Source organism: Paenibacillus barengoltzii NBRC 101215 (genome assembly GCF_004000745.1).
In the GTDB taxonomy this organism is placed as follows: domain Bacteria; phylum Bacillota; class Bacilli; order Paenibacillales; family Paenibacillaceae; genus Fontibacillus; species Fontibacillus barengoltzii.
On the sequence record NZ_BILV01000035.1, the window covers coordinates 1 to 10,712 of the forward strand.

The window sequence follows — 10,712 nt, forward strand, 5'->3', positions numbered from 1 at the left end:
CCGCTGCGGCGGCGCGGCGCGGCGACGGCGCGGCGAGCAGCGCGTCGATCACGTCCACAGCCGCGCGGCGATAACGCGCGGCGATGCCGGCGCCTACTGCTGCCGCGTAATGCAGCGTCGACTCGCCGGACAGCATTGCCCCGCCGGGTAGCGGCTCCGTGATCCACGCCTCCGCCGGCTTCGGAATCCGTTCGTCGAGCTGCTGCTCCCAAGTCTCGCCCCAGAGCTCCAGTTCCTGGCCGATCACCCGCAACTCCTGGCGCACATGCCAGTCCAGCTGCGCTTCAACTTGTTCGGCCAGCGCCTGCAAAAATTCGCTTTGCCGCTTCTGCTTCTCCGCTTCCGTCTTCCCGGCAGCGAACCAGCCTTTCACTTTAAAGCCCGGCGACTGGCTCTCTAAATAACGTCCCGCCTGCTCCCGGAGCGGCGGCGTCATCAGTTGGGCTGTCTCCAGCAGGCTGCTAATGCGGCGCAGCCATTCCTGCTTTCTCGTCTCCCATAGCTGCTCACCTGACGGACCCGCCAGTTCCAGCTGCCGCAGCTCCTCCTCCATCGCGGAAACGTCCGTCTCTCCGCCGGCTTCCGCCTCCAGCTGCTCACGTTGGGACTGCTCCGCCGCAGCCGCACGAGCCAGATATCCTTCAACCGACTGGGCAGCTGAAGCATAAGCACTGTACTCCAGCAAACCTTCTCCCCGTGCAAACAAATGGCCGATCACTTCCCGCAGCTGCGGAAGCATATTGCCAGGGGCGTCCTCTTGTTTCAGCGAGATATAAAAGATCCCCTGCGCCTGAATATTCCAGTTCCGGAACGCCTGACTGACGGAAGCCTGATACGCGGTAAAGGGCAGTTCCTCTTCCCGATGCTTATCAATTTGGTTTACGATCATATAAACAGGTTTACCGTAATCACTTAACGATTTGGCAAAGCTTAAGTTCGTCTCCGAAGATACATGGTTATAGTCCATCACGTAAAAAACGACGTCCGCCAAGTGCAACGCCGAATGCGTGGCCATCGCGTGGCCGGCGTCATTGGAGTCGACCCCTGGCGTATCCAGCAGAACGCCGCCGCGTGGCGGCAGCTCCACCCGATCCCACAGTTCAACGCGGGTGTATTCCTCCCCATTGCGGCAATACGCAGCCACCTCGTCCACCGGCACCTCGACCTTCGGTTTCCCCGGATCGGCTGGCGTCAGCAGCGCGCGTGGCTCCCCTTCCCGGATCAGGACTACATTGGCGCTGGTAGGCAGCGGGCTGGCCGGCATCACCGTCTTTCCGCTTAACGTATTAATCAGACTCGACTTCCCTGCAGAGAAATGGCCGCAAAACGCCGCGACCAGCTCCCGCCGTTCCAGCTTATCGCCCACTTCTCGAAGCTCCGCCGCCGAAGTAGCATCTCCTTCCTGCTCCAGCAAGTGTTGCAGCTGATGCAGCCGCTCCTGCAGTTCGTAGTCCGTTTTCGTCATCGTCTGATCCATCCATGCCCCTCCGTTTTCCACGCTGCGAAATCAAGTTTCATTTTAATTATTCATATTTTAACATTTCCCCGGGCGGTTGGAAACGCTCCCTATTTGCAGCTTCCTTACGGGCTTTCTGTACAACAAAACCGCCCCCAAACGGAGACGGTTCAAGTTGTATTAATATAACCCGGCCTCTCGATCCGCCAACACCTTTCCGGTGAGCGACAGATCGTAGTCGCCTAACGAGGAGAGCACCCCGCGCAACGCGTCGGATTCCAACGTTTCGCGCAGCTTGGCAATCCACTCGCGATTTTCCGGCTTGTTCATGACGACGAGATCCACCCGCTCCTGAGTGAGCGGAATAAACTCAAGTCCGGCAATCTTCGCCGGTCTTTCACTGCCGACTCCAACGTCCGCCTGACCGAGAGTAATTCGTCCGCCCAGCCCCATATGCGATGTTTCCTCTTGATCGTATCCGTTAATGGAATCCGGTGAAATCCCGTGCATGCGCAGTTGCTCATCCAATAGCACCCGAGCGCCGGAGCCTTTTTCCCGATTAATTAACCGAATTCCCGGCCGCGCCAGATCCTCCCAGGAGCGAATCCCCAGCGGATTGCCCTGCTTGACGTAAAATCCAGCCCTCCGCGTCGCAAAGTTTAACACCATATAAGGAAGGGAAATAAACAACTTGCGAATATACGGCAAATTATACTCTCCCGTATCTCCGTCATACAGATGGGTACTCACGATATCTGCCGCACCATGATACATGGCCACCAAGCTGTCCATACTGCTGGCAAAAGAACGCAGCGGCCGGCACCCCCGAAGTCTGGATTCCAGTGCTTTCGCCAGCAGATCCAATCCCGTGTCCTGCCCGGTAATGACCAGCGTCTTCGCACCGTTCGGCGTTTCTCCCCTATCTACATCCGACTGAGGCGGCATAGTATAGGGCGCCGCTTGGAAAGCCGGTATACCGGCGGCAGCATGAGGTGCTGTCCAGCCTTTGGCTCTCTGCTTATAAGCTTCCAGATCAGTGGAATCCACTCGCATCTGTTTGCCCACCCGGTAAGCGGGAAGTTCTCCTTTTTTGATCAGGTCATAGACCGTTAGCTTAGACACCTTCAACAGTTTGGCGATTTCCTCGGCGGTATATGAGATCGGTTCGGTCATAGCGCACTCCTTCATCCGTTCCACATCAGCTCATGCAACTAGACTCATCTTACCGGGGATTCCTCTTTTTTTCAATGAAGATTCCCTAGGGGTCTATACAATTCGTTATGTTTTGTATAATCTAGTTATAATTAGATATAACTAAGGTGGTTTACCTATGCATAAATTTATGAAAGAGCCTATCTTAGCTGTACTCTCAGCCATTCTGATCATTCTATCTTCCGGTTGCGGCCATCCAGCTGCCTCGTCTGCACCGGTCAAGGACCCGTCTGATTCTACGGAAGAAGTCGAGTTGCTCATCTCCGCCGCTGCCAGCTTAACTGAGAGCCTAAGTGAACTTCAGAGCTTGTATGAAGCCGAGCATCCCCAAGTGAAGCTGACTTTTAATTATGCGGCTTCCGGCACGCTTCAGCAGCAGATTGAACAAGGCGCACCGGTTGACCTGTTCCTGTCTGCCGGAACGAAACAAATGAACGTCTTGCTTGACAAAGGACTCATCAACGAGAGTCTCACCACCAACCTAGTGACGAATAACTTGGTCCTGATCGTCCCTAGGGAAGATGCTGTGGTGATCCAACGCATGGACGATTTAAGCAAACTCGGCGATATCGCCATGGGCACCCCTGAATCGGTTCCAGCCGGAAAATACGCACAGCAAGCTCTAGCCTACTATCAGCTTTGGGACACGTTGCAATCCCATTTGGTGCTGACGAAGGACGTCAAACAGGTGCTGTCTTATGTGGAAACCGGCAATGTTGACGCCGGGTTCGTGTACAAAACCGATGCAGCCCTTTCCGACAAAGTGAAGGTGGCCTTGACCGCAGAACCTGAAAGCCATGACCCGATTGAATATCCGATCGGCGTGCTTAAGGGCAGCGCCCATCCCGACGAAGCGAAAGCTTTCTACGAATTTATATTAAGCGATCAAGCCCGGCAAGTATTCATCAAATACGGGTTCACCCCGATGGAGTAACCATATATGCATACATTTGAATTCTCGGACTCCTTCTGGGAGCCAGTCACCTTATCTCTGCAAGTGTCCATTGCCGCCACGATCATTGCCTTTGCGGCAGGATTGCTGGTGGCGTGGCGCATGTCCGCCGCCACTTTTTATGGGAAGACGTTGGTGGAAACCGTCTTTCTCCTTCCGCTGGTCCTTCCGCCAAGCGTGGTCGGCTTTATTTTATTGGTGGTGTTGGGGAAAAACAGTTGGATCGGCCAGGCCGCGGAACGCCTGTTCCACATCAGCTTTGTGTTTCAGCCGCTTGGTGCCGTGGTCGCGGCGGCTGTTGTCAGCTTCCCGCTGATCTATCAAACGTTGAAGTCCGGCTTCCTTGAAGTGGATAAGCATCTGAAAGACGCCGCTCGTTCGCAGGGCGCCGGGGAATGGCAGGTGCTGATCTATATCGTGCTTCCGCTCGCCGCGCGTTCGCTGCAGGCGGCCTTTATTCTCGGGTTTGCCCGTGCGCTGGGGGAATTTGGGGCAACGATGATGATCGCCGGCAACATTCCCGGCCGCACTCAAACGATACCGACGGCTATTTATTTTGCCGTTGATACCGGTAACCTTCAGCTGGCTTGGGCGTTAACAGGCTGCACGATCCTGCTCTCCTTCGGACTGCTGATGATCTCTTCGCGCCTAAGAAACGATAGGTGAACGAACAAGCTCTAACAACAAAAATCCCCTCGAATGTGCGTGAGTTTCACAAGCGCATTCGAGGGGATTTCATTTTCTCTTTTTTGAAAAAAAGAGGGATATAAGCTCTACTTCACCGCAACTTCTGCGGTTTCAGTTGGAAGCAGGACTTCAAACACCTTGCCGTGCTGTAAAATGGTAATGCCGCGTGTTTTATCCTTCATCACGACAACCTCAGGCTTTGCGGACATCCGCTCCAAATAATGCTCAGGCACTTCACCGGAGTCGCTGACCATCAGCCCGTCCACTTCACGTTCGTCATTTTCACCTAAATTCAAATCAAGAACTTGTTCAAATACGTCCGAGAACTGTTCAAAGTTGTCGGTATACACAGAAATGCATCTCATGTGGTCTCTCATCCTCACCTATGGGTTATCTTATTTTGCCGCATTTTTCTTAGGTTTTCTGTTTTGCGGCGTTTTCATACGTTTTTTGCCCTCCCGGCAAACGTCAAGCAGCGGGCAAACATCACATTTAGGGGCTTGCGCCTTGCAGTGATACCTTCCGAAAAAGATTAAGCGATGATGCGTTAACGTCCACTCCTCTTTAGGTACCCGTTTCATCAGCTTCTTTTCCACTTCGAGAACGGAATCGTTCCATCCGGCTAATCCTAACCGTTTGCTGACGCGCTCCACATGCGTGTCAACGGCAATTGCCGGAACCCCAAAGGCGTTGGATACGACAACGTTGGCCGTCTTACGCCCCACCCCGGGCAGTTCAACCAACTTCTCATGTTCCCTGGGCACCTCGCCGCCGTACCGTTCCAGCAAGATCCGGCACAAACTTTGAATATGCTTGGCTTTGCTGCGGTACAAGCCAATTTTACGGATATCTTGTTCCAGCTCCTCCAACGGAACCGAGACGTAATCCTCCGGCGTTTTATACTTCTTAAATAAATCAGCCGTAACTTTATTGACCGTAGCGTCGGTGCACTGCGCGGACAGGAGGACGGCAATCGTAAGCTCAAAGGCATTCTCGTGGTTCAACTCACAGCGCGCATCCGGAAACATGGCACCGATGGTGTCTAAAATATGGCGGACATCAGCCGCGTTCATGTCTCCACTCCTTTCCTGGAGGCCCTGCTGGCCGCTCTTGTTAATCCCGCGAAAAAACCGTCTTGACTCGGGAAACATCCCGCATCAAGACGGTTGATCTCACGAAATAATGATTATTGCTTTTCGACTTCAACCAGCTTGTCTCCGTTGAAATACAAAACAATTTTATCATTAATCTGGAGGGATTGCACGGATATTGTCGTGTCACCTTGGTGAAAATACGTATCCGCTGTTACCGCAAAGCGATAATTGTTGTCAGACGTGGAGGACCGCAAGACAATAATTTCCTTGCTTACCCCGTCGTACCGGGAGAATTTGCGTTCTTGCGCCGTCAGCACCTTCACGACAACTGCACCGTTTGTATCTTTGCGAACTTCAACATGATCATTGGTCGTTAGCGATGTCACGCTTGTGCTGACTTCTGTCCCACGTTGAACCTTCACGCCGTTAACTAAAGAATAAGTTTCCACATTGCCAGCAAAAGATTTCACCAGCAAGCTCGAACCATCCACACTTTGGATCTTTCCTAACGTCAGCTTCACGACTTGCAGCGAGATCGCTGATTGTCCGTTAAACGTAACATTGATCGTTTGTCCCGCTTTCAGGTCGCTGACTTTAATGGCTCCGCCATTTTCGCCAAGCAGTACAGCTTGATCTACATAGAATTCAGAGGTTACGCCGTTCGCTGTTGCCCGAATGCGGCTGTTCGAGGTATTCACCGAAACGACCTCAAACTGAATGGTGCTCTTCACCGCCAGCGTTTGCAGCGCGTCTTGGTTCGCTGTCAGCATCGCGGTAACTGGATCCCCGGCTTTGAGATCAGCCAGCGAGGCATTCGCTTTCCCATAAATGCTGATCGTTGGCGTCGAACCTTGATAAGGAACTTCTACGGTTTTGCCATTGTTCTGCAAAATCGTAATTTTCTTCGCGGAGGTATTGGCCGATACATAAGTGCCTTCGTACTTGTAGGTCACATCCACATTAACTGCGCGTGAACCTACAACGGTCAGATCCACTTTGCGGCCTTTGGACAGCAACGACTCCAGACCGGATAACGTTGGGTTCGTTGTGTTGTAGCTGTATTTCGTCTTCTCATCGATGACGAACACATACGGTTTCTCCGCTGCATCCAGGACGGTAAGCGCCTTAGTTTTCGCGTCATAGTTGATCACCGTTGCGCTCTCCAATTTCTCGGATTGACGCCCCGTAACTACGATCTTCGTCACTTCGTCGTCGGGATTCAGGGTCAATTCAACCTTGTCCCCGCCCTTTTCATCCGTGATCAGATCGTCCAGGCTCGCGTCTGCGATCCCGTTGATTTCCACGGTCACGTTCTTCGCCAGCCGCTTGATTTCATCACGTCCGCCGGCATTGGTGTAGCTCAGCAACGTATCGCCAACGAGATCCAGCAAGGTCCCGGTCACGGTTCGTTCTGTCGCTTGGGTCACAACTAAGGAGGCCAGCACGCCGTCCTTCACTTCAAACGTAACCGATGCCCCTTCTTTCACTTCGCCCATCTGACTTAGAACTTGGTTTTGGTAGAGCAAAATCGTCTTATCGTTGTATTTGAACGTTTCTTCATTGCCGTTGGCAAGCTTGATCGTAACGTTCTTCCCGGTAAGATCAATCTTCGAAACCGTACCGTTGCCGGAAATATTCGCCACAGATTGCAGCTGAATAATCACTGGCTTCTTGTCAGGCGTAAACGTCTCACGTTGAACAACGACCGTACTCTCCGGGGTTAAATCGCTGACTTTGATGGAGTTCCCGTACTGATCAACAAAAGTTGTATTGCTGTCATAGGTCAAAGTCAACGGATTGTTATTTACCAATAAGAGCAATTGGTTGTTCCCGAGAACACGCAGGAGCGTACCTTCCGAGCGCTCCAGCTGTTGGTTCGGATCGGTAACCTCCACATAAGCGGCAGAACCTACCTTGTCCACAGCCAGCACTTTCGTATACAGCTTCAAGGCGCTTCGGGTGGTTCTTGTTTCAGAATCCTTCGTGAAATAGACCGAACGGTTATCCAATGTGAAGCTCTTCAGCTGACCGTTCGTATACAACGTCATCTTGTTGTCTGTAAGCTCTGTTACTATCCCCTCGTAGACGTTGGCATAGCCCGGGTTGACGTATTCACTGCCGCGGCTAAAGAAGGTCGCGATTTGAGCCCGCGTCACTTTGCCCAGCGGATCGAACCGGTTCCCTTCAACCCCGTTGGTTAAGTTCAGTTGAACCGCAACATTCACGTATCCACGCGTATTAGCGGAGATGCTGGTTTGGTCGGCAAAGCCGGTTGGCAGCGTTGCAGAAGCTTTCGCTTCCGCGTCTTTCCCCAACGCGCGAACGAGCAGCTTGGCTACCCATTCCCGGGAAGCCTTCTTCTCGCCCCAAGCTTCGCCATCCTTCGTGGCGGCGATCTCTTCGTTTTTATTAATCAAATTTTTCGACAGGGCCAGCTCCAAATAAGGTTTAAAATAATTGCCCACTTTCAGATCTTCTGGAGCTCCGGCACCATTGCCGAGTTGAGAATCCAGGTTCATGAACCGGATAGCGATCGTAATAGCTTCTTGTTGCGTAACGTTATCGCCTGGACGGAACTTGCCGGCATCGCCTAGCAGAATGCCTTCAGCTGCTAATTTGTATATGTGTTTCTCCGCCCAGAATCCGCTCTGTACGTCGCTGAACAAGGATACGGCTGCGACGTTTTGCGTGGTTACGGCCGGCGTTTCCTCGGCGAATGCCGCCGTTGTCCCGCCCAAGCACATGGCCGTGACTAGCATCGCGGAGACTGCTTTCCGGGTACTGCGTTGAAACGTGCGTTTATAGGATGCCATCAAATTCTTCCTTTCTACAAAAAAGATCTCCTTAAACCATTCGACGGCGAACGGGAGAGTTCCTCCCCGATCTCTTAATTTCTTACCAATGGATGCGTCAGTTCGACATGCCCCATCAAAGTATCCACGGCAGCGCCGTCAACCAGCACATCGATCGCCTCGACTTCGTCGAATTGGAACAACGTGTTCTTCAGCGCATCTATCGCTAACGCCTCCCCGCCTGCTCCAAGGCGCGCTTCATCCGGAAGCGTTAAATCAACGGTAACCGTTCCGTCCTTGAAATCAGCCGAATGAAACTCCGCTTTGCCCCATAGAGAGAATTGGCTTGCGGAATTAGGGGTTTGCAGCGCTTTGAGGGCGGCTAAATATTTGTCTTGCTCCGCCGGATAAGAGATCTCACGGCTCTCTTTGCTGAGCTCTAGCATCTGGTCATCGGTAAAATAAACCTCAATGCTCTCCGTCTTCAGCTGCGGTTGATCGACTCCGCCCGCTCCTTGCGTTGCATCGGAATTTTGCGGGGTTGCCTCGTTTGGTGCTTGTACACTTCCTTGGTTCGCCTCGGCATTCCCTGCTCCAGCATCCGGAGCAGCCTGCGGCTTCTGCCCGCAGCCGCTGCTCAAGGCGAGCAGAAGTACCAGGATTCCGAGGATGATGCTTCTTCTTCTGTTCACGGTGACTTCCTCCTTCGCCCGGCGATCACTGAAGGCCGAGATATTCTTTAATACCGTCAACGATACCCTGGGCAACTTTACTCCGGTACGCATCGGTTGCCAACAGTGCATCATCGTTCTTGTTGCTTAAGTACCCGCATTCCAGCAGCACGGCCGGCATCGTCGTTTCCCTGGTCACGTGCAAGCTTTGCGTACGGACTTTGCGATCGGCCAAGCCGGAGGCTTGAACCAGATGCTTATGCATAACCTTCGCCAGATCCAGGCTGGCTGCCCGCGTATAATAGGTCTCCACACCGCTGGCCGAAGCAGAGCCGGAGTTCGCATGTACGGAGATAAAAATGTCCGCTTTAACGTTCTCGGCAATCTTCACCCGGTCAGACAACGTTGGATACGTATCGCTCTCGCGCGTTAGCACCAGATTGATGTTCGGATCGTTTTGCAGCAGTTCCTTCACCTTCAGCACAACCGCCAGGTTAAAATCTTTTTCCTTCTTCTTCGTAACACTAATGGCGCCCGGATCGCTTCCCCCGTGACCGGCATCCAGTACGACCGTCTTCTTCCCGCTGCCGCCGGAGGTTCCTCCGCCCTGACTTGGATCCGTGTTCAAATTGACGAAAATCAAGCCGTCATTCTCATTGACCAGCTGGTAATTCACCTTATGGTTCAAATCCAATACAATTCGAACCGTCGATGGATTGTTGCTGAACAACGCGTATCTAACCTTGGAAACATCCGGGTAATCCGTGATTTCAAGGCTCCCGCTCTTACTTGCGTCCAGCGGAGCGCCGTTAGCCAACGTTTCGGCAAATTGGGCTTGCGGCAAATCGATCACAAGCCGCTCGGGACCACTCATCGTGAAGACATTAGGTGTTACATTCTTATCGACCGCAATCATTAAGCTGTTGTTGTCAAACGCGATCCCGGTCACATTCGCCAAATGGCTAGTATCTTCTGGAGGCATAACCGTTCCCGGCTGCTCTCCGTCAGTTCCGTTGCCGTTCCCGGAGTCGTTGCCAGACCCGGCATTGCCGGTATTCCCGCTTCCGCTGCCAGAGCTTGGCGTTGTCAAATAAGCAGCCTTCGCTGTGTTATCCCATGCAACTTGCAGCCCCATTTGCTCACTGACAAACCGCATAGGTACGAGCGTAGTATCTTGGGCAAGCTTTGGCGCGACGGGCAGTTTGATCTCGCTTCCATTGACGGAAGCGGTGGTTTGATTCACGACAAGAATAAGCGTTGTACCGGGTTGCTTTATGGTTACCGTGCGCGTCTTCTTCTCATAGTTGACGTCAAAACCTAGCTCCTCCGCGACGACACGAATTGGAATCATCACATTTCCATTCACATTTTGGACTTGTCCATTTTGGGGCAAAGCGAGTGCTTGCCCATCCAGATAAATACTCGTACTACCGGACGCTGCATGACCGGTTTGCGCCATTACGAAGAGCAGCAACCAGCCGAACATGAGCGTCACCAAACTTTTTTTCTTCATCCGTCACCCCTACCTTTAGAATTTTTGCCTTGTATTGCCGTAGGCGTTCATTTCCATTTCGACATCACCAGACGACATATTAGACGCCAATCGGCTTGGAAAGTTGCGAAAATCTGGCATTTTTCTACTTAACATTTGCCAGTGTTTCCTATGAAAATCCTGTGTTTCCTGAATGCGGCAGAGAGACGAACGAAGCTGGACAGCTTCACTGTGGCAGCACTGAGCGAGCCGTTGCCATGTGAGTGAGTCAAACTCTCGGCGAGAGGGTCGCGGACGCTGTGGGGGAACACGTGTGCATAGATGGTCTCCGGCGGACAACGTTGAGGCCAACCTGC

The 10,712-nt window shown here is 52.7% G+C and carries 9 protein-coding genes; 2 read left to right on the plus strand and 7 right to left on the minus strand.

Annotated features, from left to right (window positions below; all coding sequences use genetic code 11):
• Together PBA01S_RS11540 and PBA01S_RS11545 are read right to left on the minus strand one after the other, a co-directional pair.
• Nucleotides 1–1,477: dynamin family protein (locus tag PBA01S_RS11540; RefSeq protein WP_174844481.1), on the minus strand; the 1,477-nt coding region annotated here is incomplete at its 3' end.
• A gap of 159 nt (nucleotides 1,478–1,636) precedes the next feature.
• A complete protein-coding gene (locus PBA01S_RS11545) occupies nucleotides 1,637–2,629 on the minus strand; it encodes a substrate-binding domain-containing protein (protein ID WP_127576024.1) in 993 nt (330 codons plus the stop codon).
• Nucleotides 2,630–2,786: 157 nt separating this feature from the next.
• Between PBA01S_RS11545 and modA the strand changes: the two genes are divergently transcribed.
• Together modA and modB are read left to right on the plus strand one after the other, a co-directional pair.
• Entirely contained in the window at nucleotides 2,787–3,602 is an 816-nt protein-coding gene (modA, locus tag PBA01S_RS11550; RefSeq protein ID WP_028537671.1) for a molybdate ABC transporter substrate-binding protein, read from the plus strand.
• Between the two features lie 6 nt (nucleotides 3,603–3,608).
• The gene (gene modB, locus PBA01S_RS11555; RefSeq protein WP_127576025.1) at nucleotides 3,609–4,286 is read left to right on the plus strand and encodes a molybdate ABC transporter permease subunit; all 678 of its coding nucleotides are present in this window, start codon (nucleotides 3,609–3,611) and stop codon (nucleotides 4,284–4,286) included.
• A 107-nt stretch (nucleotides 4,287–4,393) separates the two neighbouring features.
• Here the strand turns inward: modB and PBA01S_RS11560 are convergent, their stop codons facing one another.
• From PBA01S_RS11560 to PBA01S_RS11580, 5 genes are all read right to left on the minus strand, one after another.
• Complete coding sequence (locus tag PBA01S_RS11560; RefSeq protein WP_028537669.1) at nucleotides 4,394–4,672, minus strand: hypothetical protein; 279 nt, start codon at nucleotides 4,670–4,672, stop codon at nucleotides 4,394–4,396.
• A 30-nt stretch (nucleotides 4,673–4,702) separates the two neighbouring features.
• Nucleotides 4,703–5,380, minus strand: a complete 678-nt coding sequence (gene nth, locus PBA01S_RS11565; protein WP_009225928.1) for an endonuclease III — start codon at nucleotides 5,378–5,380, stop codon at nucleotides 4,703–4,705.
• A gap of 113 nt (nucleotides 5,381–5,493) precedes the next feature.
• A complete protein-coding gene (locus PBA01S_RS11570) occupies nucleotides 5,494–8,214 on the minus strand; it encodes an S-layer homology domain-containing protein (protein WP_016311881.1) in 2,721 nt (906 codons plus the stop codon).
• A 74-nt stretch (nucleotides 8,215–8,288) separates the two neighbouring features.
• The gene (locus PBA01S_RS11575) at nucleotides 8,289–8,885 is read right to left on the minus strand and encodes a GerMN domain-containing protein (RefSeq protein ID WP_036624398.1); all 597 of its coding nucleotides are present in this window, start codon (nucleotides 8,883–8,885) and stop codon (nucleotides 8,289–8,291) included.
• A 25-nt stretch (nucleotides 8,886–8,910) separates the two neighbouring features.
• Complete coding sequence (locus PBA01S_RS11580) at nucleotides 8,911–10,377, minus strand: N-acetylmuramoyl-L-alanine amidase family protein (RefSeq protein ID WP_127576026.1); 1,467 nt, start codon at nucleotides 10,375–10,377, stop codon at nucleotides 8,911–8,913.
• Nucleotides 10,378–10,712 lie beyond the last annotated feature (335 nt).

Bases quoted from the DNA above. Each gene is read 5' to 3' on its own strand.
- PBA01S_RS11545 (WP_127576024.1), bottom strand. From the start codon at position 2,629: ATGACCGAACCGATCTCATATACCGCCGAGGAAATCGCCAAACTGTTG.
- modA (WP_028537671.1), top strand. From the start codon at position 2,787: ATGCATAAATTTATGAAAGAGCCTATCTTAGCTGTACTCTCAGCCATT.
- modB (WP_127576025.1), top strand. From the start codon at position 3,609: ATGCATACATTTGAATTCTCGGACTCCTTCTGGGAGCCAGTCACCTTA.
- PBA01S_RS11560 (WP_028537669.1), bottom strand. From the start codon at position 4,672: ATGAGATGCATTTCTGTGTATACCGACAACTTTGAACAGTTCTCGGAC.
- nth (WP_009225928.1), bottom strand. From the start codon at position 5,380: ATGAACGCGGCTGATGTCCGCCATATTTTAGACACCATCGGTGCCATG.
- PBA01S_RS11570 (WP_016311881.1), bottom strand. From the start codon at position 8,214: ATGGCATCCTATAAACGCACGTTTCAACGCAGTACCCGGAAAGCAGTC.
- PBA01S_RS11580 (WP_127576026.1), bottom strand. From the start codon at position 10,377: ATGAAGAAAAAAAGTTTGGTGACGCTCATGTTCGGCTGGTTGCTGCTC.